Annotated in this window: 17 protein-coding genes and 1 pseudogene; 10 read left to right on the forward strand and 8 right to left on the reverse strand. The window is 70.5% G+C overall.

The features are described from left to right. The first annotated feature begins 35 nt into the window (after positions 1-35). From HLB44_RS14720 to HLB44_RS14730, 3 genes are all read left to right on the forward strand, one after another. On the forward strand, positions 36-1,487 hold the full coding sequence (locus HLB44_RS14720) for a hypothetical protein (RefSeq protein WP_173123721.1): 1,452 nt from the start codon (positions 36-38) through the stop codon (positions 1,485-1,487). 95 nt (positions 1,488-1,582) lie between these two features. Beyond that, positions 1,583-2,953, forward strand: coding sequence for a pyridoxal-phosphate dependent enzyme (locus HLB44_RS14725; protein ID WP_173123723.1), 1,371 nt, complete (start codon positions 1,583-1,585; stop codon positions 2,951-2,953). Positions 2,954-2,973: 20 nt separating this feature from the next. Next, complete coding sequence (locus HLB44_RS14730; RefSeq protein WP_173123725.1) at positions 2,974-4,161, forward strand: trans-sulfuration enzyme family protein; 1,188 nt, start codon at positions 2,974-2,976, stop codon at positions 4,159-4,161. A 38-nt stretch (positions 4,162-4,199) separates the two neighbouring features. On the opposite strand, the gene HLB44_RS14735 is transcribed toward HLB44_RS14730, so the two are convergent. Further along, positions 4,200-4,865: an aspartate/glutamate racemase family protein gene (locus HLB44_RS14735; protein WP_343051332.1), complete on the reverse strand. Its 666-nt coding sequence runs from the start codon at positions 4,863-4,865 to the stop codon at positions 4,200-4,202. Beyond that, positions 4,862-7,468 (reverse strand): winged helix-turn-helix domain-containing protein, encoded by a 2,607-nt coding sequence (locus tag HLB44_RS14740; RefSeq protein ID WP_173123727.1) that lies wholly within the window; start codon positions 7,466-7,468, stop codon positions 4,862-4,864. The genes HLB44_RS14735 and HLB44_RS14740 overlap by 4 nt, the downstream gene beginning before the upstream one ends. A gap of 201 nt (positions 7,469-7,669) precedes the next feature. On the opposite strand from HLB44_RS14740, the gene katG reads away from it, so the two are divergent. The 4 genes and pseudogenes from katG to HLB44_RS14760 all read left to right on the forward strand — a co-directional run. Further along, entirely contained in the window at positions 7,670-9,862 is a 2,193-nt protein-coding gene (gene katG, locus HLB44_RS14745) for a catalase/peroxidase HPI (protein ID WP_173123729.1), read from the forward strand. 79 nt (positions 9,863-9,941) lie between these two features. Then, the gene (locus tag HLB44_RS14750; protein WP_173123731.1) at positions 9,942-10,421 is read left to right on the forward strand and encodes a VOC family protein; all 480 of its coding nucleotides are present in this window, start codon (positions 9,942-9,944) and stop codon (positions 10,419-10,421) included. Between the two features lie 185 nt (positions 10,422-10,606). Continuing rightward, positions 10,607-11,140 (forward strand): hypothetical protein, encoded by a 534-nt coding sequence (locus HLB44_RS14755; RefSeq protein ID WP_173123733.1) that lies wholly within the window; start codon positions 10,607-10,609, stop codon positions 11,138-11,140. A 34-nt stretch (positions 11,141-11,174) separates the two neighbouring features. Beyond that, positions 11,175-11,324: pseudogene (locus HLB44_RS14760) on the forward strand (glutathione S-transferase N-terminal domain-containing protein); the annotation flags it as partial. 65 nt (positions 11,325-11,389) lie between these two features. Here the strand turns inward: HLB44_RS14760 and HLB44_RS14765 are convergent. Continuing rightward, positions 11,390-11,962: a TetR/AcrR family transcriptional regulator gene (locus tag HLB44_RS14765; protein WP_173123735.1), complete on the reverse strand. Its 573-nt coding sequence runs from the start codon at positions 11,960-11,962 to the stop codon at positions 11,390-11,392. A gap of 116 nt (positions 11,963-12,078) precedes the next feature. On the opposite strand from HLB44_RS14765, the gene HLB44_RS14770 reads away from it, so the two are divergent. Further along, positions 12,079-12,891 carry a metal-dependent hydrolase gene (locus HLB44_RS14770; RefSeq protein ID WP_173123737.1) on the forward strand — a complete coding sequence of 271 codons (813 nt, stop codon included), beginning with the start codon at positions 12,079-12,081 and terminating at the stop codon, positions 12,889-12,891. Between the two features lie 12 nt (positions 12,892-12,903). Here HLB44_RS14770 and HLB44_RS14775 read toward each other — a convergent pair whose 3' ends face one another. From HLB44_RS14775 to thrH, 4 genes are all read right to left on the reverse strand, one after another. Further along, positions 12,904-13,632 (reverse strand): GNAT family N-acetyltransferase, encoded by a 729-nt coding sequence (locus HLB44_RS14775; RefSeq protein WP_173123739.1) that lies wholly within the window; start codon positions 13,630-13,632, stop codon positions 12,904-12,906. A gap of 60 nt (positions 13,633-13,692) precedes the next feature. Then, a complete protein-coding gene (locus tag HLB44_RS14780) occupies positions 13,693-15,471 on the reverse strand; it encodes an ATP-binding protein (RefSeq protein WP_173123741.1) in 1,779 nt (592 codons plus the stop codon). A 35-nt stretch (positions 15,472-15,506) separates the two neighbouring features. Then, complete coding sequence (locus tag HLB44_RS14785; RefSeq protein WP_173123743.1) at positions 15,507-17,519, reverse strand: peptidase U32 family protein; 2,013 nt, start codon at positions 17,517-17,519, stop codon at positions 15,507-15,509. Positions 17,520-17,580: 61 nt separating this feature from the next. Further along, on the reverse strand, positions 17,581-18,198 hold the full coding sequence (thrH, locus tag HLB44_RS14790; protein WP_173123745.1) for a bifunctional phosphoserine phosphatase/homoserine phosphotransferase ThrH: 618 nt from the start codon (positions 18,196-18,198) through the stop codon (positions 17,581-17,583). Positions 18,199-18,358: 160 nt separating this feature from the next. Between thrH and HLB44_RS14795 the strand changes: the two genes are divergently transcribed. Further along, entirely contained in the window at positions 18,359-19,105 is a 747-nt protein-coding gene (locus tag HLB44_RS14795; protein WP_173123747.1) for a substrate-binding periplasmic protein, read from the forward strand. After that, positions 19,105-21,456, forward strand: coding sequence for an ATP-binding protein (locus tag HLB44_RS14800; protein ID WP_173123749.1), 2,352 nt, complete (start codon positions 19,105-19,107; stop codon positions 21,454-21,456). Before HLB44_RS14795 ends, HLB44_RS14800 begins: the two co-directional genes overlap by 1 nt. Here the strand turns inward: HLB44_RS14800 and HLB44_RS14805 are convergent. Further along, positions 21,453-23,669 (reverse strand): molybdopterin-dependent oxidoreductase, encoded by a 2,217-nt coding sequence (locus HLB44_RS14805; RefSeq protein ID WP_173123751.1) that lies wholly within the window; start codon positions 23,667-23,669, stop codon positions 21,453-21,455. The genes HLB44_RS14800 and HLB44_RS14805 overlap by 4 nt on opposite strands. Positions 23,670-23,781 lie beyond the last annotated feature (112 nt).

A 23,781-nucleotide genomic window follows, 5' to 3' on the forward strand; every position in this document is an offset into this window, starting at 1 on the left:
TGCCGCACCCGCCACACGAACGACAGGAGTGACGCATGCGTCGTCAGGACATTCAATTGCTCGCCTTGGCCCGCCAGGGCGACGCCGCCGCGCGCCGCGAAGTCGGCCGCCGCTACCTGCTGGGGGCCGACGGTTTTCCGCGCCACGTCGCCAGCGGGCTGGAGTACCTGCAACGCGACGACCCGGCAGCCGCTCGCATCATTGCCGAGAGCCTGCCGCTGGCCGAGCTGCTGCTGCAGCAGCTGGAGCCGGCGCTGGAACGCGCGGCGCAGGCGGGCAGTGCGCTGGCGCAATCCAGGCTCGCCGCCTGGCACGCGCTGCGTGATGGCAGCGACCCGTCGCCGTGGCAACGCTCGGCCGACGCGGCCGATCTGCAATTGCCCGCGGTGGCCTTGCTCGCCGCGCGCCACGCGCTGGCCACCGCGCCGCTCGCGCAGCTCGCGCGTTGCCTGAATACCGCGTTCGCGCTGGCCGGCGAGGGTGACGATGCCGCGCGGGCCGGCGAGTTGGCGGCGCTGGTGGTCGAGGCGGTCAAGCGCGCCGAGGCCGAGCAGCATCCGCTCGACGGCATCGCGCCGCAGGCGCTGCTGGACAGCCTGGAGCAGCGCGCGATGCAGAACGACCGCGTCGCCGCGTATGCACTCGGCCGCGGCCTGTGCGGCATCGACTGCGCCGCGTTCGGTCCGGAAGTTTTCGCCGACCACCAGAACATGCGCCGCGGCGCCGCCTTCCTGCTGCGCGCCGCCGATGCCGGCCAGGACGAGGCCTGGCTGCACCTGTACCGCCTGCATGCCGACCATCGCCTGTCGGTGGCCAATCCGCAGATGGCGCGTTTCTTCCTCGAGAAGGCCGCGACCCGCGGTCAGGCCGAGGCGCAGCGCAAGCTCGGCGCGCTGCTGCTGCGCGAAGCCACCGCGCTGCCCGAATCCGAGCAGGCGATCCACTGGCTGCACCTGGCGGCCGCGCAAGGCGATGCGCCGGCGCGCGAGCTGCTCGATTCGCTGGTGCTGCCGGTGCCGCACAGCGACGAGGATGCGACGACGGCGATCGAGCAGGTCCGCCGCAGCGATCCGTGGCTGGCGATCCGCCTGCAACTGGCGCGCGTGTTCGGGCTGACGCGGCTCGAAGCCTTGTCGGTCGACCCGGCCGAAGGCCTGCGCCCCTGGGGCCTGGTGGTCGGCCGCAATCCGTTCATCACGCAAGCCCGGCTCGCCGCGCCGCGCGCGATTCCGGCGCTGTCGGCCGCCGCGCTCGACGCGGCGCGCCAGGCGGCCTCGTTCTTCGGCCAGGCACGCGCCGATGCGCAGGGCGCCGAGGGTGACTTGCGCAAGCGCTCGGCGCGCCTGCGCCGCGCCTTCGAACGCCTCGGCCTCGACGACTCGATGTTCTTTGCCGAAGCCACCTCGATGACGCTGGAAGCGCTGCGGCTGGGGCCGAAGTGGGCCTTCCGCGCGCGCCAGCCGCTGCGTTTGGCGCTGGCAGCCTGAGTTCGGTCCACCCGCCGCGGGTGGTGGTACCGTTGCTCCCCCAAGGCAGGCCTTCGGCGATCCCGCGGCCTGTCGTTTCGAAAACAGGGGAATCCATGGCCACCAACCGCCCCGCTGTGCTCGACCTGATCGGCAACACGCCGCTGGTTCGCATCACGCGTTTCGACACCGGCAGCTGCGAGCTCTACCTGAAGCTCGAATCGCAGAATCCCGGCGGCTCGATCAAGGACCGCATCGGCCTGGCGATGATCGAGGCCGCCGAGCGCGACGGGCGGCTCAGCGAAGGCGGCACCGTCGTCGAGGCCACCGCCGGCAACACCGGCCTCGGGCTCGCGCTGGTGGCGCGCGCCAAGGGTTACCGTGTCGTGCTCGTCGTGCCGGACAAGATGTCGGCCGAGAAGGTGCTGCACCTGAAGGCGCTGGGCGCCGAGGTGCACATCACCCGCAGCGACGTCGGCAAGGGCCACCCCGACTACTACCAGGACCTGGCCGCGCGCCTGACCCGCGATATCCCCGGCGCCTTCTTCGCCGACCAGTTCAACAATCCCGCGAATCCGTTGGCGCACGAGACCGGCACGGCGCCCGAGCTGTGGCAGCAGATGGGCCACGACATCGATGCGATCTCGGTCGGCGTCGGCTCCGGCGGCACGCTGACCGGGCTGACGCGCTTCTTCCGCCAGGTGCAGCCGAAGCTCGAATTCGTGCTCGCCGATCCCACCGGCTCGATCCTCTGCGACGTGGTTCGCACCGGAAAACACGGCGAGGCCGGCTCGTGGGCCGTCGAAGGCATCGGCGAAGATTTCATCCCCAGCATCGCCGACCTGACCGGCGTCAAGCGCGCCTATTCGATCGACGATGCCGAGAGCTTCGACACCGCGCGCCAGCTGCTCAAGCGCGAGGGGCTGCTCGGCGGCTCGTCCACCGGGACGCTGCTGGCCGCGGCGCTGCGGTATTGCCGCGAGCAGACGACGCCCAAGCGCGTCGTCAGCTTCGTCGTCGACACCGGCACGCGCTACCTGAGCAAGGTCTACAACGACGCCTGGATGGTCGACCAGGGCCTGCTCGAACGCAAACATTACGGCGACCTGCGCGACATCGTCTCGCGCCGCGCCGAGGACGGCAGCGTCGTCAGCGTCGGCCCCGACGACACGCTGCTGACAGCGTTTCAACGAATGCGCCAGGCCGACATCTCGCAGCTGCCGGTGCTCGAGGGCGGCCAGCTCGCCGGCGTGATCGACGAGAGCGATCTGTTGCTCAAGGTGCACGACGCCGCGGCCCACTTCCGCGATCCCGTGCGCCAGGCGATGACCAAGAAGCCGCAGACGCTGAAGCCCGCCGCGACGCTGCGCGAGCTCGAAGCGGTGCTCGACAGCGGCCTCGTCGCGATCGTCGCCGACGAGCGCGGCTTTCACGGCCTGATCACGCGCTTCGACCTGCTGAACCACCTGCGGCGCACGCTGACCTGACCCTCACCCGAAGGCCTTCCATGAGCACCGATTCCAAGCACCGCTTCGCCACGCGCGCGATCCACGCCGGCCAGTCGCCCGACCCGTCGACAGGCGCCGTGATGCCGCCGATCTACGCCACCTCGACCTATCGGCAGTCGAGCCCCGGCGTGCACCAGGGCCTGGACTACGGCCGCAGCCACAACCCGACGCGCTGGGCCTGGGAACGCAACGTCGCCGACCTCGAAGGCGGCGCGGCGGCCTTCGCCTTCGCCTCGGGCATGGCCGCCAGCGCCACGGTGCTGGAGCTGCTGCCGGCCGGCGCGCACGTGGTCTGCGGCGACGACCTGTACGGCGGCAGCTTCCGCCTCTTCGACAAGGTGCGCCGCCACAGCGCCGGCCTGAGCTTCAGCTACGTCGACATGGGGCAGCCGGAGAACCTGCGCGCGGCGATCACGCCGCAGACCAGGCTGCTGTGGGTCGAGACGCCGACCAATCCGCTGCTGAAGCTGGCCGACCTGCGCGCGCTGGCCGAGGTTGCCCGCGCGCACGATCTGATCTCGGTGGCCGACAACACCTTCGCGAGCCCCTTCAACCAGCGCCCGCTGGAGCTCGGCTTCGACATCGTCGTGCACTCGGCGACCAAGTACCTCAATGGCCATTCGGACGTCATCGGCGGCGTCGCGATCGTCGGCCGCGACGACCGGCTGCAGCCGATCCGCGAGCGCCTGGGCTTTTTGCAGAACGCCGTCGGCGCGATCGCCGGGCCTTTCGACAGCTTCCTCGCGCTGCGCGGATTGAAGACGCTGGCGCTGCGCATCGAGCGCCACAACCGCAATGCACTCGACCTGGCGTCATGGCTGGAGCGCCAGCCGCAGGTGGCGCGCGTGCACTACCCCGGGCTGCCGTCGCATCCGCAGCATGCGTTGGCGAAAGCGCAGATGCACGCCACCGGTGGTGGTTACGGCGGCATGATCTCGATGGACCTGCGCACCGACCTCGCCGGCGCGAAGCGTTTTCTCGAAGCGGTGCAGGTCTTCACGCTGGCCGAGAGCCTGGGTGGCGTCGAAAGCCTGATCGAGCACCCTGCCATCATGACCCACGCCACGATCCCGCCGGAGACCCGTGCGCAGCTCGGCATCGGCGATGCGCTGGTGCGGCTGTCGGTCGGCATCGAGGACGTCGTGGACCTGCGCGAGGACCTGGCGCAGGCATTGGCGACGATCTAGCGTTCGAAAGACGCGGCCATGGCGGACGGAGGCCGGTGCTACAGCGCTGCCCACGCATCGAGCAGCAAGGTCTCGATGTCGTGCACCGGGCGCCCGGTCGCGCGTGCCACCGCCGCGCGGTACGGCGGCATGTTGGTGCATTCGAGCACGATGTGCGTCAGCTGTGGATGCCGCGCGACGAGCTGCCGCGCCGCGGTGACCACGTCCTGCTCGGCCTGCTGAACGTCGAGCACGCTGTCGTTCGACAGGATGCGGCGCTGGAACTCGCAGCCCGGCTCGACCCCTTGCACCGGCGTGCCGGCCGGAACGCGCGCCGCATCGAGCAGCGCGGGCGTCAACGATGCCGCATCGATCGTGACGATGCCCGGCCGAGGAAAGTGCGCGGCCTGCAGCAGGCTGGACGTGATCACCGGCACGGCGACCGCGTCTGACAGCAGGTCCTGGTACGAGGCCAGGAAGCCGCAGCTCGTCGACAGCATCGCGGCGCCGTCGCGCGCCAGCGCTTGCGCGGCATCGACGAAGGGTTGCAGCAGGGCCGGATCGGCGTCCTTCACGATGCGCTGTGGCGACGCGCCCGCCACGGTGACGAAGCGCACCGGGATGCCGGCGCGCTGCCAGGTCTGCGGGTTCCCGATGTCGCCGACCGGCCGCGGGAAGCGCGTGTCGAGCATCAGGATGCCGAGGAACGCGGCAACGCTGCTCACGCGTTCGCGCGGTACCACGCCGCGGCCTGCCCGCGTGACGCGAGCGTCAGTTTGTCGAGGATGTTCGCGACGTGACGCTTGACCGTGTGCGGGCTCAGGTCGAGCGCGCGGGCGATCAGCTTGTTGCTGTCGCCCGCGGCCACGCGCTCCAGCACCTCGAGCTCGCGGCTGCTCAGGACGCTGGCTGCACTGCTCACTGGCGTGCCGGCACTCGGTTCTGTGGGCGGCGCGACAGCGGCCAGACGGCGCAGCCAGCCTTCGAGCTCGCCTCGGTCGGCCTCATCGAGCTGCCCGCGCCAATCGTGCGCGCCCAGTAGCGCGGCCACCGGCCGCGCGAACAGCGTCGAGCCGGCAGCGCCCCGCAGCGCCCGCGCGTGCAATCCGGCCAGCGGTGCAGCCGCCTCACGCAGGCGGCCGGCGCGCAGGCACGCGGCGGCGAGGAACAGCCGCGTCGGCGCATCGAGGCGCGTGCGGATCAAGCCGGTGTCATCGGCCACGGCACGCTGCCACGAGGTGATGGCGGCCTCGGCGTCGCCACGCAGCCACGCGGCGTGGCCCCGGGCGATGTCAATCACGATGTTGTGCAGGCCGGGCAGCGCGCTGTCGACGGGCGTCGACTCCAGCACCGCGAGTTGCTCGCGCAGCGCATCGGCGTCGGCGACCGCGGCGGCGCAGCCGGCGATGTAGTTCGCGACGATCCATCGCGCGCGGTGGCCCTGGCCTGTCGACGGCCCTTGCAGCAACTGCTGCATGGCCTCGCGCGTGGCGACGGCGTCGCCGCTGGCGGCTTCGATCTGCAGCTGCAGCACGGAGGCCAGCGCATTCACGGCGGTCGGCTCGGCCAGCCAGCGCAGCTCCTGCCGCGTGGCGCCGAGCGCGTCGCGTGCACCGGCGATGTCACCCTGCACGATCAGGCGATGCCAGCCGCGTGTGATCAGCGCCATCGCCTTCAGTGTCAACGGCTGCTCGCCGCTGACGCGCAAGGCACCGTCGATCCAGCGCTCGAGCAGCGGGCCCATGCCCGGGATGTGCACGCCGACGGTGCCGAGGTTGCCCTGGTACCACAGATGCGGCTCGTTGCTGCGCTCCAGGTGCTGCAGCGTGACCGCATAACGCTGGCGGGCCTCGTCGAAACGCCCTTCGTCGATGGCGGCCCACGCCAGCGCCACGCCGGTCACCACGTGCGGTGCCGGTGCGCGGGCGCGCAGGTTCTCGACGCCCAGTTCGCGCAGGCCGCGGCGGCTCAGGAAGTTGAGCGCGATCGCGCGGTAGCCGAGCCCCATGTCGGCGACCTCGATGTCGCCCGAGCGCTGGCCCAGCGCCTCGGCCGCCCGCGCCGACGCGTCCATCGTCGCAAAGTCCCCCTGCGCCCAGGCCAGCAGGCATTGCGAGAGATTCCAGGCCGCCAGGTCGTCACGCGTGGTGGCATCGAACAAGGCGAGCATCGCGCGCGCGGTGGGCAGCGCAGCGGCGGTGATCCACGCCGGCGTGGCGGTCAGCAGCACCTGCGCGGCACCGGCCGCGTCACCGGCGCGCAGCAGCAGCGTGATGGCACGCACCGGGTCGGTCTCGCCGGCCGCCGCCCGGCGCAGCAGCTGCGGCAGCGCAGCGGGCCGCTCCAGCGTCAGGCGTTGCTCGAGCGCGGCGCGAAACAGGTCGTGCAGCTTGAGGGTGCGCTCCTGGGCTTCGAGCGGGGTGACGAACAGGCCCATCGCCTCGACGCGGTCGAGCAGGCGCGCGGCATCGGGCCGGCCGGTGACGGCGGCCGCGCGCGCCACCGTGAGCTCCGGCAGCACGCAGGCCTGCAGCAGAAAGTCGCGCAGCTCGGCATCGAGCGTGTCGATCACCTCCTCGGTCAGGAAGTCGTTGAACGCCCGTTCACTGCCGATCGAAGCACCGCTGCGGTCGACGTGCAGCGCCAGCTGCACGCCGGCAGCCCAGCCTTCGGTGCGCGCGAGCAGCGCATCGAGCCGCTCTGGGGCCGCGCCGGCCGCAGCCACCCACGCGGCGAGCTCCTCACGCGTCCAGCGCAGCGTGTCCTGCCGGAATTCGGACAGGTCGCCGGCGGCGCGCCAGCGCGGCAGCGCCAGCGGCGGGTCATGGCGCGTCAGGATCGCCACCGTCCAGCGCGGACCGAGCCGGTCGATGAGGGCATCCAGGAAGCGGTGCACGTCTTCGTCGTGGCTGCGGTGCAGATCGTCGATGACGATCACGCCATGCGGCACGTCGGCGGCTTCGAGCGCATTGATCAGCTCGACGGTGAAGCGCGCGCGGCCGCTCGTTTCGCCCGCGCCGGCCACCAGGGCCTCGGGGGCCGTGCGCCACGGCAAGTCGTGGGGCTCGAGCGCGGCCACCAGGCACTCCAGCAGCCGCGGCAGGTCATCGTCGGCATCGACCGACACCCAGGCCAGCGCCACGCCGGCCGGCCAGTCCTGCAGCTGCTGCGCCATCAGCGCGCTCTTGCCGTAGCCGGCGGGCGCGCTGACCAGCACCAGGCGCTGCGTGGCCAGTGCGTCGCGCAGCGGGCCGTCGATGCGCGGTCGCGGCAGCAGCACGCGGCCGCGGGGCCGCGGCGGCTGGATCTTGGTGCGGGCGAAGGTCATCAGCGCGCGATCCTACGCGGGTGCGGTGACGCTTTGAGCTCTGCTGCTGCCGAGCGATGGCAGGCCGCGATGGACGAAGGCTATCGAGCCCATTTGCCAATTGCTGCACTGAGAACCCTGATCGCGCACTACGCTTGCGGCAACGCGCTCGGTGGCACCCCGCCTTCAGTCCAGCGCATAACGCGAGAGGAGATCAGCAGCATGAGTAACGAATCGAAGTGCCCGGTCGCACACCGCCCGAAGCAGACCCGCACCAATGCCCATTGGTGGCCGGACCAGTTGAATCTCGGCATGCTGAACCAGCACTCCGAGCTGTCGGACCCGATGGTCGAGGACTTCGACTACGCGGCCGAATTCCAGACGCTGCAGCTCGACGCCGTGATCGTCGACCTGCACGCCCTGATGACCGATTCGCAGGACTGGTGGCCGGCCGACTATGGTCACTACGGCCCGTTCTTCATCCGCATGGCGTGGCATGCCGCGGGCACCTACCGCATCTTCGACGGGCGCGGTGGTGCGCGCTCGGGCGAGCAGCGCTTCGCGCCGCTGAACAGCTGGCCCGACAACGGCAACCTCGACAAGGCGCGCCGGCTGCTCTGGCCGATCAAGCAGAAGTACGGCCGCAAGCTGTCGTGGGCGGACCTGATGATCCTGGCCGGCAACGTGGCGCTGGAGTCGATGGGCTTCAAGACCTTCGGCTTCGGCGGTGGCCGCGAGGATATCTGGGAGCCGCAGCCGATCGACTGGGGCCCCGAATCGACCTGGCTCGGCGACGAGCGCTACAGCGGCGAACGCGAGCTGGCGAACCCGCTGGCCGCCGTGCAGATGGGCCTGATCTACGTCAACCCGGAAGGCCCCAACGGCAAGCCCGATCCGCACGGCTCGGCGCATGACATCCGCGAGACCTTCGCCCGCATGGCGATGGACGACGAGGAGACCGTCGCGCTGGTCGCCGGCGGCCACACCTTCGGCAAGTGCCATGGCGCGGGCGAGGCGCATCACGTCGGCGCCGAGCCCGAAGGCGCGAACATCGAGGAGCTGGGCCTCGGCTGGAAGAGCGCGTTCGAGAGCGGCATCGGCGCGCACACCATCACCAGCGGACTGGAGGGTGCCTGGACGCCGAACCCGATCCAATGGGACAACGGCTACTTCGAAACCCTGTTCGGCCACGAATGGGAGCTGACGAAGAGCCCCGCCGGCGCCCAGCAATGGAAGCCCAAGGGCGACAGCGGCGCCGGCACCGTGCCCGACGCGCATGTGCCGGGCAAGCGCCACGCGCCGATGATGACCACCGCCGACCTGGCGCTGCGCACCGATCCCATCTACGAGAAGATCTCGCGCCGCTTCATGCAGGACCCACAAGCCTTCGCCGACGCGTTCTCGCGCGCCTGGTTCAAGCTGACGCATCGCGACATGGGGCCGAAGGTTCGCTATCTCGGCTCGCTGGTGCCGAAGGAAGACCTGATCTGGCAGGACCCGATTCCGGCCGTCGATCATGCGCTGATCGACGAGGCCGACATCGGCGCGCTCAAGGCGAGACTGCTCGATGCCGGCGTGGAGCCACGGCAGCTGATCAAGACCGCCTGGGCATCGGCATCCACCTTCCGCGGCACCGACATGCGCGGCGGCGCCAACGGCGCGCGCATCCGTCTCGCGCCGCAGAAGGACTGGGCGGCGAACGAGCCGGCGGAGTTGGCGCAGGTGCTGGCGAAGCTCGAATCGGTACAGCAGCAATTCAATGCCTCGCAACGGGGCGGCAAGAAAGTCTCGCTGGCCGACCTGATCGTGCTGGGCGGCTGCGCCGCCGTCGAGGCCGCCGCGCGCCTAGCGGGCCACGACATCACGGTGCCGTTCACGCCGGGGCGCACGGATGCGTCGGCGGAGCAGACCGACGCCGATTCATTCCGCGTGCTGGAGCCGGCGGCCGATGGTTTTCGCAGTTATGTCCGCGCGGACACCGAGGCGAGTGCCGCCACCGCGCTGATCGACCGCGCCAGCCTGCTCACGCTGACCGCACCGGAAATGACAGTGCTGGTCGGCGGGCTGCGCGCGCTCGACGCCAACGTCGGCCACGCGCCGCACGGCATCTTCACGCGGCGCCCCGGCAGCCTGACGCCGGACTTCTTCGTCAACCTGCTGGACATGCGCACCGCATGGCAGCGTTCGGAATCGGTGCCCGGCCTCTTCGAGGGGCGCGATCGCAAGACAAGTGAGCTGCGCTGGACCGCCACGCTGGCCGACCTGGTCTTCGGCTCGAACGCACAGCTGCGCGCGCTGGCGGAGGTGTACGCTTCCAGTGACGGCGAAGCGCACTTCGTGCGCGACTTCGTCGCCGCGTGGGTCAAGGTGATGAACCTGGACCGCTTCGATCTCAGGGGTCGCACGGTGGTCTGAGCGCCTGCTCCTCCGGTGGGGAAGGGCCCGGAACGAAACTTGCCCCGAGCCTTTCCCCTGTCATGGATTGGAGAATGAAATGGCAAGCAAGAACACGATCTGCCTCTGGTACGACGGCACGGCCCAGGATGCCGCGCGGTTCTACGCCGAGACGTTTCCGAACAGCGCGGTGGGCGCGATCCACCGCGCACCCGGCGACTATCCCTCCGGCAAGCAGGGCGATGTGCTGACCGTCGAGTTCACGGTGATAGGCATCCCCTGCCTCGGCCTGAACGGCGGCCCGACCTTCAAGCACAACGAGGCCTTCTCGTTCCAGGTCGCGACCGACGACCAGGCCGAGACCGACCGCTTGTGGAATGCGATCGTCGGCAACGGCGGGCAGGAAAGCGCGTGCGGCTGGTGCAAGGACAAGTGGGGCCTGTCGTGGCAGATCACGCCACGCGCCCTCACGGCCGCGATCACCGATCCTGACCGCGCGGCCGCCAAGCGCGCCTTCGAAGCGATGATGCAGATGAAGAAGATCGACATCGCTGCGATCGAGGCGGCTCGGCGCGGCTGACCCTCGAGTGGGGCGCTCTCCCAAGCCCCCACAGTGGGGCGACCTTCACCCGGTCCTAGCGGGCATACTCCGCGGCCATGGATCGCCGTCATGTCATCGCCGCTGCGCTCGCCTTCGCCGCGAGCGCCGTCCCCGCCCAACAATGGCCTCCGCAGTCGAGTTCCGTCGACAAGATCGCGCTGTACGTGCTGCCGACCGACGGCGTGCCCGAGCAGATCGCCGCGAACATCGCCCGGGCGCTGACGAAGGACACCGGGCTGTGGGTGAAGTCTTCCACCGGGGTGCCGTCGGGCGCCATCGAGCCATTCGCCGGCACCCATCAGTACCCGGCCGAGGACTACATCGCACTGGCCGGCCCGGTCTCCGCGCGGCTGCCCGATACCTCCGTCCGCACCTACTTCATCGTCCTGACCGACCGCGACATCAACGCCCGTTCGCAGAACTTCCGCTTCCAGTACTCGTTCCATGCGCCGATGGCGCGCACGTCGGTGCTGTCGGTGGCGCGGCTGCTGCACGACAAGGACGGATCGCCGGCGCCGGTGGAGGTGGTCGGACTTCGAGTGCAGAAGATGCTGATGCGCATCGTCGGCGAAATGAAGCTCGGCTGGAAGCGTACGAATGATCCGACCGATCTGATGTACGCCCCGATCATGTCCATCGACGACATCGATCGAATGAGCCTGGTGCACTCGGTCGAGCGGCGAAAGCCGTTGCAATGATGCTCATCGTTGCCGCCGACAACCAGGAGAAGTCGTGAAACTGATCGGCATGCTCGACTCGCCCTTCGTCCGGCGCGTGGCCATCTCGCTGCAGCTGCTCGGCCAGCGCTTCGAGCACCAGTCGGTGTCCGTCTTCCGCGGCTTTGCCGACTTCCAGCGCATCAATCCCGGGCCAGTGAGCCCGATGCAGCAGCGGATCGTTCAGATCCGGAGCCAGTACAGCTTCTGAAGCCGCCCGGGTGATGCGTCTCACGCGTGGTGGTCAACCACTGCGCGCACCAACCTTGCCGCCGGCCCCACCAGCTCGGGCAGCCGGGCAACGCGGTCCTGTTCGACCGCTTCGAGCACCCATTCGTGGATCGCGCCGACGATGGCCACCGCCATCGCGCGCGGCAGGCTGCCGCCGGTCACCTCGACGATCAGCTCGGCGATGTGCTGCGTGGTGCGCCGCCGCGCGGCGAGGCCATCCGGCCCGAGCGCGATGATGTCGATGAACAGCGTGCGCAGCAGCGGCGGGTTGCAGGCCAGCGTCTCGAAATATGCCTTCAGCGAGTGCTCGACCTGCTGGTGCCAGTCGCGATGCGGATCGATCGCCGTGCGCAGCACCTCCAGCGATTGCCGGCTCGCCGCCTCGTACAGGGCGATCAGGCATTCGGCCTTGTCGGCGAAGTGCTCGTAGAAGCTGCGCTTGGAGACGCGCGCTTCGGCGGCGAGGTCGGCGATCGTCACCGCCGCATACCCCTTGCCGGCGACGGCATGCGCCATCGCATCGAGCAGGCGGCGGCGGTGGTCGGTGAGCGGGGCGGCGAGATCGGACGTCATCAGCGTGATACGTTGCAGCCGGCATTGAATCACAGCGAGCACGCGCGCTTGACAGCCGGGGCGACGATGTTGATGATGCGCGCACTGGTACTCGGCAGTACCAAGGAGACGAGACGATGACCGAGCTGGTGGTTCGCCGCCTGTTGATCGACCTCGAGGCACCGCTGGCGCGCCACTGGAACGGCGGCGATGCGTTTCGCACCGCGTTCTTCAATGCGCTGTCGATGAGCTTCCCGAGCGGCGAGCAGTTCTTCATCGATTCGGTGCGCGCCGGCATCCGGGCGCTGCCGGCCGACCGGCGCGCGGCCTTCGAGGCCGAAGCCAAGGGCTTCATCGGCCAGGAGGCGACGCACCGGCGCATCCACGCCCTCTTCAACAACCACCTCGCGCGCCAGGGCCTCATCAACCACTGGGAGCCGCGGGCGCTGGCCCGCATCCGCCAGCTCGACAGCGCAGAGGTGCGCACGCACCTGGCGGTGACCGCCGCCACCGAGCACTTCACCGCGATCCTCGCCGAGTACCTGCTGACCAGCGACACGCCGCTGCGCGGTGCCGAGCAGCGGCTGGCGACGATGTGGCGCTGGCATGCCAGCGAGGAGTCGGAGCACCGCAGCACCGCGTTCGATCTCTACCGCGCGCTCGACGGCAACGAGTACTGGCGCGCGCGCGTCTTCAAGGCGGTGACCTGGATCTTCATCACCGATGCGCTGCGCCAGACGCTGCACAACCTGTGGCGCGACGGCAGCTGGTGGCGGCCCTCGACCTGGGTCAGCGGCGTTCGATTGCTGTTCGGCCGCGATGGGCTGGTGCGCCGGCTGCGCGGGCCGTGGAAGGCCTATCTGCGCGAAGACTTCCACCCGTCGCAGCAGGACGACCGGCCAGCGCTCGACTGGCTGCGCGACAACACACAGGTCTGGCGACCGGTATAGGGCCTGTCAACGCTACGGGCGGCCGAGCAGCCGCTGCCGCATCCGCGCCGAACGCGCGAAGAAGGCGTCGTCGAGCAGCAGGCCGGCGATCACCAGGTCCGAGCGCTGCTGCGTGCCGGGCAGCCGCAGGTAGCTGCGCAGCAGCCCCTCGCGTTCGAAGCCGAGCTTGGCGGCGACCCGCTGCGCCTCGGTGTTCTCGGGGTAGAAGTGGGCGCTGAGCCGTTCGAGCTTCAGCGGTCCGGCGGCGAACTCGAGCACCAGGTGCGCCGCCTCCGGGGCCAGCCAGCGGCTGGCTCGCGGCAGCACGCCGATCAGGAACTCGCCGCGCCGGTGGTTGAACGCGATGTCGACCAGGCTGACGATGCCGGCCGGGCCGGCGTGGTCGTGGATCGTCCAGTGCAGGGCCCGGCTGTCGCCGACCAGCGCCGATCGCTCGCGCACCAGCGTCGCGCGCAGTGCCTCGTCGCCGGCCGGCAGCGGCGCAGCGAGGCGGTTGAAGCGCGCCATGAACTCGGCATCGGCCCAGCAGCGCCGCACGAAGGCCGCATCGTCGGGGCCGCGACGCTCGAGCCGCGCGCGCGGCCCTTCGAGCGGCTGCCACCACACCGGCGCGTGCTGCCACGCGAGGAAGGCGAGCTGCTCGTTCGGCGCGTCGCGCAGCCGGCTCGCCAACAGCGCACGGGCTTCGTCGATGCGGCCGCTGCCGCGCAGCGCGGCCGCTTCGGCGGCGATGGCAGTCATGTGCATGCTGGAGCATGATAGGGAAGGCGCCCGCGCAGGCGTGGTGACAGCCATCACACGCTACACCCAGGCTTCGAGCAGCTCGCGCAGCTGCGCGTGGGTGTAGGGCTTGGTCAGGTAGCCGTCCATGCCGGCGGCCAGCGCGCGCTGCGCGTCCTCGGCCAGCGCGTTGGCGGTCAGCGCCAGCACCGGCAGCCGCTGCAGCCCGAGCCGGGCTTCGCGCTCGCGGATGCGCTGCGTCGCGGAGTACCCGTCGAGCACCGGCATCTGGCAGTCCATCAGCACCAGGTCGACCCGCTCGGTCTCGAGCAGGTCGAGCGCTGCCGCGCCGTTGTCGGCATGCAGCACGACCAGGCCCATCGCCTGCAGCATCTCCTGCGCGATCAGCCGGTTGACCGGGTTGTCCTCGGCCAGCAGCACGGTGCCTTGCAGCGGCAGCTCGGCCGCGGGATCGAACGCGCCGTACGCGGAGTCGCTCGCCGGCAGCCCGATCTCGTCGACCGTCGGGGCCGGCGCCTCCGGCAACGACAGCGTGAAGCGGAACATCGCGCCTTCACCCGGCGTGCTGTGCACGCGGATGTGGCCACCCATCTCCTGAACGATGCGCTGGCTGATCGACAGGCCCAGGCCCGTGCCGCCATGGCGGCTGCGCGTGCCGTCGACCTGGTAGAACGGGTCGAAGAGCCGGTCGAGCCGGTCCGGCGCGATGCCGATGCCGCTGTCGCTGACTTCGAAGCCGATGCCGCGCGGGCGCCGCAGTACGCGCAGCTCGACGCGGCCGCGCTCGGTGAACTTGATTGCATTGCCGATCAGGTTCGACAGCACCTGCTTGAGCCGCTGGCCATCGGCGATCACCCGGTCGGGCACGCCGCTGTCGAGCCGCAGCTCGAGCGCCAGGCCGCGCTTCTCGGCATTCGGCCGGAACAGCGCGACCACCGACACCAGCAGCGCATGCAGCGACATCGGCACCGGCTTCAGCGTGAACTTGCCGGCCTCGATCTTCGACTGGTCGAGCAGGTCGTTGAGCAGCGCCATCAGCGTCGCGCCCGACGACGACGCGATGCGCGCGAGCCGGCGCTGGCGCACGCTCAAGCCCGAGCGGTGCAGCAGCTCCAGCGCGCCCAGCACGCCGTTCATCGGCGTGCGAATCTCGTGGCTCATCGTCGCCAGGAATTCGGTCTTCGCGCGGCTGGCCGATTCGGCCGCGTCCTTTGCGCGTTGCAGCCGTGCGTTGACGGCGTCGACCTCGAGGCGGTGGCGGATCGAACGCGTCGCGACCTCGTTGTAGCTGCGCGCCGCGCGGTGCAGCGCCAGCGCATAGATCGCCGACAGCGCGGCCATCGGCAGCGAGCGCACCACGTCGACCACCAGGCTGACGACGATCAGCGCGCCGATCTGCGGCAGCACCAGCAGCAGGTAGGCCCGCCCGGCGAGCGACATGAACAGCGCGGCCAGCGACACCGAGCCGGCGACGATCATCAGCAGCAGCGTGGCCGGCACGCCCTGCAGGCGCGGGTAGATCACCACGACGCCGAGCGCCCAGATGGCGCCCGACAGCAGCGCGTTGAGCTCGAGCTCGGTCGTCGCGCGGTCGACGTCGGCGCTGCTCAGCGCCCGCTCGCCGCCGTAGCGCCGGGTCAGCAGCAGGCGCCACAGGCCGACCGCCGGGCCGCACACGCCGATCAGCAGCGCGACCCACGGGCCGCTCACTTCGAGTGCCAGGTACAGCAGGTACAGCGCCGCGGCGATCTGCCCCGGCACGCTGCCGGCGGCGCCGTGCAGCGACAGCCGCAGCAGCTCGCGCCGGGCCAGGGCGGCGGGGGAGGGCGCTTCGTTCATCGCTGCTCCGCCGCCTGAGCGCGCCTTGGAACGGATCAGTCCCGCGTGGCTGTCCGGCCGCCGGGCGCTGGCCGCGTGCGGTAGACCTGGATCGGCACCGCGGCCGCCTGCTGCAGTACGTTGCGCTTCATGCGGCCGACGACGTGCATCTCACAGGGCTTGCAGTCGAAGCGCAGCGTCAGCGTCTCGTCGCCGTGGCGGATCGTCAGCGGCTCGGCGCGCACGGTGCCCTGCACGCCGGTGACGCCCTTGGCCTGCTTCGGGCACAGGCTCAGGGAGTAGCGCACGCAATGCTTGGTGATCATCAGGCTGACGTCGCCGAGCGCCTCGTGGCTCTCGTACGCGGCCTCGATCACCTTGACGCCGTGGCGCGCATAGAAGTCGCGCGCACGGTGGTTGTAGACGTTGGCGAGGTAGCTCAGCGTGTCGTCGGGGAAGGGCACCGGCGGCTCGACAGGCAGCGCCGGCTGCAGGCGCTCGCGCGCGGCGTCGCGCGCCGCTTCGAGCGCGGCCACCGCATCGCGCCGCAGCGCGTTGACGGCCGCCGCGGGCAGGAACCACGGCCGCTCGAGCGCCAGCTCGACGTCGCGCGGCGCGAAGATCGTCGCGCCGAGCTTGCCCAGGTGCTCGCGCAGCTGGCTCAGCGCGCGCTCGGGCTGCTGCGCCGGCTGGTACGCGTGCGCCAGCGTCGCCTGGCCGACGTGGCCGTGCTCGTCGGTCAGCGTCAGCTGCAGGCCGCCGGCGGACTCGGTGAGTCGCAGGTCGACGGCGATGCGCCGCTCGGACGACTTGCGGTCCATCCTGCGGTCCCAGGCGGCATCGCGGTTGCGGTACAGCGCGCGGCCGGGTTTCAGGTCCTTCAGCTCGGCGGTGCTTTCGTTCGGGAACACACGCCACCGGCCGCGCGCTTCGTCGAGGGGCCGCGCGACGTTGACTTGCACGCCGCACAGCTCCTGCTGCAGGTCCCACCAGGTCAGGCCGTCGCCGTTGTTCGGCGCATCGGCGCCATCGGCGAGTTGCAGGTCGAGGTGGTCGGGGCCGATGCGCAGCACTTCGCCCAGCGGCAGGCCGGCGTGCTTGGGCGTATCGAAGGCGCCGATGTCGTCCTTGCGACCGCCGACGAAGTAGTCCGTCGCGCTGCGGTTGAAGTTGCGATCCGGGTCGGGCGTGAAGAGGAAGGTGGTGCGGCCGGACGAGGCGCGCGTGAACGGGGTGCTGCCTGCGGCAGCGGGCGCGCTGTCGCCATCGATCAGCGCGTCGAACAGTTGCCGATAGTGCGCGGTGACGTTCTTGACGTAGCCCAGGTCCTTGTAGCGGCCTTCGATCTTGAAGCTGCGGATGCCGGCGTCGACCAGCGCGCGCAGGTTGGCGCTCTGGTTGTTGTCCTTGAGGGACAGCACGTGCTTGTCGTGCGCGACGATGCGGCCGGCCGAGTCGGTCACGGTGTACGGCAGCCGGCATTCCTGCGAGCAGTTGCCGCGGTTGGCGCTGCGGCCGGTGTGGGCGTGGCTGATGAAGCACTGGCCCGAGTACGCGACGCACAGCGCGCCGTGGATGAAGAATTCGAGCGTGGCCTGCTGCACCTCGGCGCGGATGGCGCGAATCTGTTCCAGCGAGAGCTCGCGCGCCAGCACCATCTGCGCAAAGCCGACGTCCTGCAGGAAGCGGGCCTTCTCGGGCGTGCGGATGTCGGTCTGGGTGCTGGCGTGCAGCTGGATCGGCGGCAGGTCGAGCTCGAGCAGGCCCATGTCCTGCACGATCAGCGCGTCGGCGCCGGCCTCGTACAGCTGCCAGGCCATGCGTCGCGCCGGCTCCAGCTCGTCGTCGCGCAGGATGGTGTTCAGCGTGACGAAGATCTTCGCGTGGTAGCGGTGCGCGTGGCGCACCAGGCGTTCGATGTCGGCCACGGTGTTGCCGGCATTGACGCGGGCGCCGAAATCGGGGCCGCCGATGTAGATGGCATCGGCGCCGTGGTCGATCGCCGCGATGCCGATGTCGGCATCGCGCGCCGGCGACAGCAGTTCGATGGAATGGCGCAGGTCAGGCATGGCGCCTCCCTTGTGGGCAACCCGCGATTTTAGGCGGGAGCGGGTTCCCGGCGCGCCGCGATCAGGTATTCAGCAGCTTCGCCGACGCGGCGTCGAAGGCCGCCTTCAATTCGGCATAACTGCGCGTCACCGGGAATTGCGGGAATTGCGCGACGATCGCCTCGGGCGGATGGATGAAGAACCCGGCATCGGCGGCGCTCAGCATGCCGGTGTCGTTGTACGAATCGCCGGCGGCCAAAACCTGGAAGTTCAGCCCCTTCAGCGCCTCGACCGCGCGGCGCTTCTGGTCGGGCTGGCGCAGTTGGTAGTCGCGCACGAAGCCGGCGTCGTCGATCACCAGCTTGTGGCAGAAAAGCGTCGGCCGGCCGAGCTGGCGCATCAGCGGGTCGGCGAATTCGTAGAAGGTGTCCGACAGGATGATGACCTGGAAGCGGCTGCGCAGCTCGTCGAGGAAGTCCTTCGCGCCATCCATCGGCGCCATGCCGCCGATCACGCCGTGGATGTCGGCCAGCTTCAGCCCGTGCTGCTCGAGCAGGGCGATGCGGTAGCGCATCAGCTTGTCGTAGTCGGGCTCCTCGCGCGTGGTGCGCCGGAATTCGGCGATGCCGGTGCGTTCGGCGAAGGCGATCCAGATCTCGGGAATCAGCACGCCTTCGAGGTCGAGGCAGATCACTTGCATGGGCGTCGGAACTCCAGGGGAATCGGGGGCGTGAACGGCTGCGCATCGTACCGCAGCGCCCTCGGGGCTTCCCCCGGGGCCGCACGCTGGACAAGACCCGGGCCGGCGCGGTCTACTCCGCGCACCGGGAGCAGAACGACAGCCTGCACGGGAGCGTGCAATGGTCAGCAAGTTGGGCCGGTGGTCGGCGGTGGCGCTGGGGTGGATGCTGGTCGCGCTGGCCGTGGCGCAGGAGCGGGTGGCGGTCGATGCGCAGAACGCGCCTTTCATGTACGCCGATGGCGAGCGCGCGGCCGGGGTCTACCCGGCGCTGCTGCAGGCCGGCTTTCACCACATCGGCGTGGCCGTGCGCATCGAGGCGCTGCCGTGGTCGCGCGCGCTGGCGGGGCTGGACCAGGCCGAGCTCGGCGTCGGCGGCATCTACAAGAACAGCGAACGGGTGCAGAAGTACGACTACAGCGCGCCGATCTTCGTCGAGAAACTCGTGCTCTACGTGCGGCGCGACAAGCGGCTCGTCTTCACCGGCATGCAGGACCTGGCGGGCCTGCGCATCGGCGTGATTCGCGGCTGGAGCTACGGCGATGCGTTCGACCTGGCGCGCCGCGCCGGTCGCGTCGAGACCGAGGAGGTGGCCAGCGATGCGCAGAACTTCAGCAAGCTCGAGTCGAAGCGGCTGGATGCGATCGTCGCCGTCGAGCAGGCTGGCACCGCGCAGCTGGCCAGCGGCCACTACCCCTCGGTGATCGCGTTGCAGACGCCGCTGGCGGTCAACCCGACGCACCTGGCCTTCCACAAGTCGGCCGACAAACGGGCCCTGCTCGCCCGCTTCGACAGTGCGATCGAGGCGATGCGCCGCTCGGGCGAGCATGACCGGCTGGTCGGTCGCGCGCTGCTGAAGCAGCCCTGATGCGCTGGCTGCCGCTGCGACAGGGACTGCTGCACGGCAACGGCCTGGCGCGCCGGGTGCTGGTGTATGTCGTGCTGTTCAGCTCGGCGATCACCGGGCTGATCACCGCCGCCGAGCTCTACGCCGGCTACCGGCGCGACCTGCGGGCGATCGACAGCGCGTTCGAATTCGTCGGCGCGAACTACCTGCCGTCGCTGACCAACAGCGTCTGGAACGTCGACGACATCCAGGTGCAGAGCCAGCTCGATGCGCTGGTCAGCCTGCCCGACGTCGAGTACATCGCGATCCTGGAGGATGGCCACACGCGCTGGCATGCGGGCCGGGCGGTGTCGCTGCGCACGCGCGAGATGACGGTGCCGCTGGTGCGCGGCTCGGCGGGCGTCGCCCAGGCGATCGGCCAGCTGCGCATCGTCGCCAGCGTCGACCGCGTGCTGGGCCGCGTCTGGGCGCGGCTGGCCGAGGTGCTGCTGGCCAACGCGGTCAAGACGATGCTGGTCGCCGGCTTCCTGCTGGTGTGCTTCCAGGTGCTGGTGACGCAGCACCTGGCCAAGGTGGCCCGCTTCCTGCGCAGCGTCGACCTGCAGGACCCGGCACTGCAGGCACGGCCGCTCGAGCTCGATCGCCGCCAGCACGGCCGCTGGCGGCCGGACATCCTCGACACCGTGGTCGAGGCCACCAACAGCCTGCTGCGCTCCCTGTTCGAGGTGCGCCAGCGGCTCGTGCTGTCGCAGGCCGAGCTCGCCGACAGCGAGGCGCAGCTGCGCATGGGGCTGGAGGCGGCCGGCGCCGGGCTGTGGGACTGGGACATCGCGAATGCGCGGCTCTACCTCGGGCCTGACTGCCTGCGCATCCTCGGCCGCGAGGCCTCGGCCGAGGCCGCCGGCCCGCGCCAGCACGACTACGCCTACTGGGAAGCGCAGATCCATCCCGAGGACCTGCAGCCGGCGCGCGCCGCGGTGCGCCGGCATTTCGAGGACCGGCGCATCGAAGCGCGCTTCACCGTCGAGGTGCGCATGCGCAATGACGCCGGCGAATGGCGCTGGATGGCCTGGCGCGGCCGGCTCGTCGAGCGCGATGCCCGCGGCGTGCCGCAGCGCGCGATGGGCACGTTGGCCGACATCCACCAGCGCAAGCAGGCCGAGTCCGCGGTGCTGGAGGTCAACCGCCAGCTCGAGGCGCGCGTGCGGGAGCGCACGCAGGCGCTGGAGCAGGCGCGCGACGAGGCCGAACGCGCGAGCCAGGCGAAGAGCGAGTTCCTGTCGCGCATGAGCCATGAGCTGCGCACGCCGATGAACGCGATCCTCGGCTTCGCGCAGCTGCTGAACCTGTCCGGTGCCGATGCCAAGCTGCAGCGCTGGTCGGGCGAGATCCAGCATGCCGGCGAGCACCTGCTGAAGCTGATCGACGAGCTGCTCGACCTGTCGCGCATCGAGGTCGGCAAGCTGCAGGTGCACCTCGACCCGGTGCGGCTCGCGCCGCTGCTGAACGAGACCGTGGGCATCGTGCAGGCGGCGCTGCCGCGGCAGAAGGTGCAGTTCGAGCTGCAGCTGGAGCCCACGCTGCCGGCGGTCTCGGCCGATCCGCTGCGGCTGAAGCAGATCCTCGTCAACCTGCTGTCGAACGCCGTCAAGTACACGCCCGGCGGCGGCCGCATCGTGATCGGCGCGCAGGGCCGGCCCGACGGCCGCGTGCGCGTGTCGGTCACCGACCAGGGCCTGGGCATTCCGCAGGACATGCTCGACCGGCTGTTCCAGCCCTTCGAGCGGCTGGGGCGCGAGGAGACCTCGATCGAGGGCACCGGCGTCGGGCTGTCGCTGAGCAAGCGACTGGCCGAGCTGATGGGCTGCGAGCTGGGTGTGAATTCGGTCGAGGGACGCGGCTCGACCTTCTGGATCGACCTGCTGCCGGCGGCGCCGGGGGTTGACCTGCCGGTGGAAGAAGTGGCGGCAGCGGCGACGCGTGAGCCGCAGCGCGCGATGCGCGTGCTTTACGTCGAGGACAACCCGACCAACCGCGTGCTGATGCAGGCCTTCTTCCAGACCCAGCCGGCCTGGGAGCTCACGTTGGCCGAAGACGGCGAGAGGGGGCTGCGCGCCGCGCACGCCGAGGCGCCGGACGCGATCCTGCTCGATCTGCACCTGCCCGGCATCGACGGCTACGAGGTGCTGCGCGCGCTGCGCGAGGCGCCGGACACGGCCGGCATCCCGGTGATCGCGCTGACCGCCGATGCCAAGCCGGACGAGCGTGAGCGCGGGCTGCTCGCCGGCTTCGTGCAGTACATCACCAAGCCGGTGAAGTTCGGCGAGCTGGCCTCGGCGCTCGATCGCCTGGCCGCTGAAATGGAACCTTAGCTCGCCGCCGACACGTCCACCGCGACGCCCGACAGCACCGCATTGCCCGACAGCGGATCGAACAGCGCCTCGTCGAGCACCACGTTGAGGTTGGCGCCCGGGCGTTCGGCGGCGACGCCCAGCCGCGCGCCCTGCAGGTCGTGGCCCCAGCCGTGCGGCAGGCTGACGACGCCGCGCATCATCGCCTCGCTGACGTGCACCGGCACGGTGATCGTGCGGCCGTCGCGGCGCACCTCGGCGAGCGCGCCGTCGGCCAGGCCCAGGCGCTGCGCATCGTGCGGATGGACCAGCAGCGTGCAGCGCAGCGGACCCTTGGCGAGGATCGGCAGGTTGTGCATCCAGCTGTTGTTCGAACGCAGCTCGCGGCGGCCGATGATGGCCATCGCCGGGGCAGCAGTCTCGAGATCGGCCAGCGCGCGCGGCAGGTCGGCGAGCAGCGGCGCGGGCGCCAGCTCGACCATCCCGCTGGGCGTGCGCAGCATCTCGGGCAGCCGCGGCTGCAATTCGCCCAAGTCGATGCCGCCGGGCGCGTCGGCGACCTTCGCGAGGTTGAGGCCCTCCGGCTTCAGGCCGAAGGCGTCGCCGTAGGGCCCGGCGCGCAGCGACAGGTCGATCAGCCGATCGGGTCCCTGCCAGCGCTGCACGGCGGCCATCACGGCGTCGGTCTGGTCACCGGCCACCTTGCGCACCTCGTCGGCCGCCAGCTGATCGTCGAGCGCTTGCAGATCGGCGTTCGCACCCAGCCCCTTGACGATCGCCAGCAGCCGCAGCAGGTTCTGCCATTCGGCCGGCTGGCCGGCCGCGGGCGTGAACACCGGCGCGCTGTAGCGCGCGTGGTTGCGCCAGCTCATCTGCGGGAAGGCGACGTCGTAGTGGCTGTCCTCGAGCGGCGAGACACCCGGCAGCACGACGTCGGCGTGGCGCGAGGTCTCGTTCAAATAGATGTCGAGGCTGACCATGAAGTCCAGCGAATCGAGCGCTTGCGACAGCCGCGGCCCGTTCGGCGCCGACAGCACCGGGTTGCTGGCGATCGTGATCAGCGCGCGTACCTGGCCGGCGCCGGGCGTCTCGATCTCCTCGGCCAGCTTGACCATCGGCAGCTCGCCGAAGACCTCGGGCGCGCCGCTGACGCGGCTCGAGTGCCGCCCGGTGACCACGCCGCGGCCGCGGCCGGGCGTGCCGGTGGTGTTGGCGCCGAACGCGGCGGGTTTCGAGAACATCGCGCCGCCCGGTTCGTCGAGGTGGCCGGTGACGATGTTCAGCGCATCGATCAGCCATTGCGACAGCGTGCCGAAGCTCTGCGTGCAGGTGCCGATGCGGCCGTAGACGGCAGCGCGCTCGGCGGCGGCGAGCTCACGCGCCAGGCCGCGGATGGTGTCCGCCGGGATGCCGCAGCGTTCGGCGGCGCGCTCGGGCGTGAAGGGCGCCACCGCGTCGCGCAGCAGGTCCAGCCCGGCGACCAGCGGCTCGAGCCGGCCGAGCCGCACCAGGCCTTCGGCGAACAGCGTGTTGAGCATCGCCGCCAGCAGGTGCACGTCGGTGCCGGGGCGGATGAAGTGGTGCGCGTCGGCGACCTCCGCGGTCTCGGTGCGCCGCGGGTCGATCACGACCAGCTTGCCGCCGCGCGCGCGCATCGCCTTGGCCTTGCCGCGGAAGTCGGGCACCGTCCACAGGCTGCCGTTGCTGGCCACCGGGTTGGCGCCGAGCACCAGCAGGAAATCGGTGCGGGTGATGTCCGGCACGGCGATCGAGAACAGCGTGCCGAACATCAGCCCGGCTTGCAGGTGCTTGGGCATCTGGTCGAGCGTGCTGGCCGAGTACAGGTTCTTCGAGCCGACGGCGCGCGCCAGCCGCGCAAAATACAGCAGCAGCCCGGCCTTGTGCGCCGCCGGGTTGCCCACCGTCAGCGCCAGCGCGTCGCGGCCGTGCGCGGCGAGGATCGGCGACAGCCGGCGCTCGATCTCGGCGAAGGCCTCGTCCCAGCTCACCGGCACGTGCTGGCCGTTGCGCTTGATCAGCGGCTGGCGCAGGCGGTCAGGGTCTTCGTGCAGGTCTTTCAGCGCGACGGCCTTCGGGCAGATGAAGCCGTGGCTGAAGACGTCGTCGTCCTTGCCGCGGATCGAGACGATCTTCGGGCCTTCGGTGCGCACTTCGAGGCCGCAGCAGGCCTCGCAGAGCGGGCAGATGCGGTAATGGGTCTGGGCGGTGGTCATCGGGCGGTTCTCCGGCGTTGGCGGACCTTATGCCGTGGGCACAGGTCCGTCCGTCACACAGGCGACGGTAGCCGTCGCGGCGAGGGATAGCGATGACCTGGGAGGTAAAGCC

It is taken from the genome of Pseudaquabacterium terrae (assembly GCF_013266755.1).
Classification (GTDB): domain Bacteria; phylum Pseudomonadota; class Gammaproteobacteria; order Burkholderiales; family Burkholderiaceae_C; genus Pseudaquabacterium; species Pseudaquabacterium terrae.

What these genes read in the sequence shown, in the direction of transcription:
- HLB44_RS14720 (WP_173123721.1), top strand. Translation starts at nt 36, where the DNA reads ATGCGTCGTCAGGACATTCAATTGCTCGCCTTGGCCCGCCAGGGCGAC.
- HLB44_RS14725 (WP_173123723.1), top strand. Translation starts at nt 1,583, where the DNA reads ATGGCCACCAACCGCCCCGCTGTGCTCGACCTGATCGGCAACACGCCG.
- HLB44_RS14730 (WP_173123725.1), top strand. Translation starts at nt 2,974, where the DNA reads ATGAGCACCGATTCCAAGCACCGCTTCGCCACGCGCGCGATCCACGCC.
- HLB44_RS14740 (WP_173123727.1), bottom strand. Translation starts at nt 7,468, where the DNA reads ATGACCTTCGCCCGCACCAAGATCCAGCCGCCGCGGCCCCGCGGCCGC.
- katG (WP_173123729.1), top strand. Translation starts at nt 7,670, where the DNA reads ATGAGTAACGAATCGAAGTGCCCGGTCGCACACCGCCCGAAGCAGACC.
- HLB44_RS14750 (WP_173123731.1), top strand. Translation starts at nt 9,942, where the DNA reads ATGGCAAGCAAGAACACGATCTGCCTCTGGTACGACGGCACGGCCCAG.
- HLB44_RS14765 (WP_173123735.1), bottom strand. Translation starts at nt 11,962, where the DNA reads ATGACGTCCGATCTCGCCGCCCCGCTCACCGACCACCGCCGCCGCCTG.
- HLB44_RS14770 (WP_173123737.1), top strand. Translation starts at nt 12,079, where the DNA reads ATGACCGAGCTGGTGGTTCGCCGCCTGTTGATCGACCTCGAGGCACCG.
- HLB44_RS14775 (WP_173123739.1), bottom strand. Translation starts at nt 13,632, where the DNA reads ATGACTGCCATCGCCGCCGAAGCGGCCGCGCTGCGCGGCAGCGGCCGC.
- HLB44_RS14780 (WP_173123741.1), bottom strand. Translation starts at nt 15,471, where the DNA reads ATGAACGAAGCGCCCTCCCCCGCCGCCCTGGCCCGGCGCGAGCTGCTG.
- HLB44_RS14785 (WP_173123743.1), bottom strand. Translation starts at nt 17,519, where the DNA reads ATGCCTGACCTGCGCCATTCCATCGAACTGCTGTCGCCGGCGCGCGAT.
- thrH (WP_173123745.1), bottom strand. Translation starts at nt 18,198, where the DNA reads ATGCAAGTGATCTGCCTCGACCTCGAAGGCGTGCTGATTCCCGAGATC.
- HLB44_RS14795 (WP_173123747.1), top strand. Translation starts at nt 18,359, where the DNA reads ATGGTCAGCAAGTTGGGCCGGTGGTCGGCGGTGGCGCTGGGGTGGATG.
- HLB44_RS14800 (WP_173123749.1), top strand. Translation starts at nt 19,105, where the DNA reads ATGCGCTGGCTGCCGCTGCGACAGGGACTGCTGCACGGCAACGGCCTG.
- HLB44_RS14805 (WP_173123751.1), bottom strand. Translation starts at nt 23,669, where the DNA reads ATGACCACCGCCCAGACCCATTACCGCATCTGCCCGCTCTGCGAGGCC.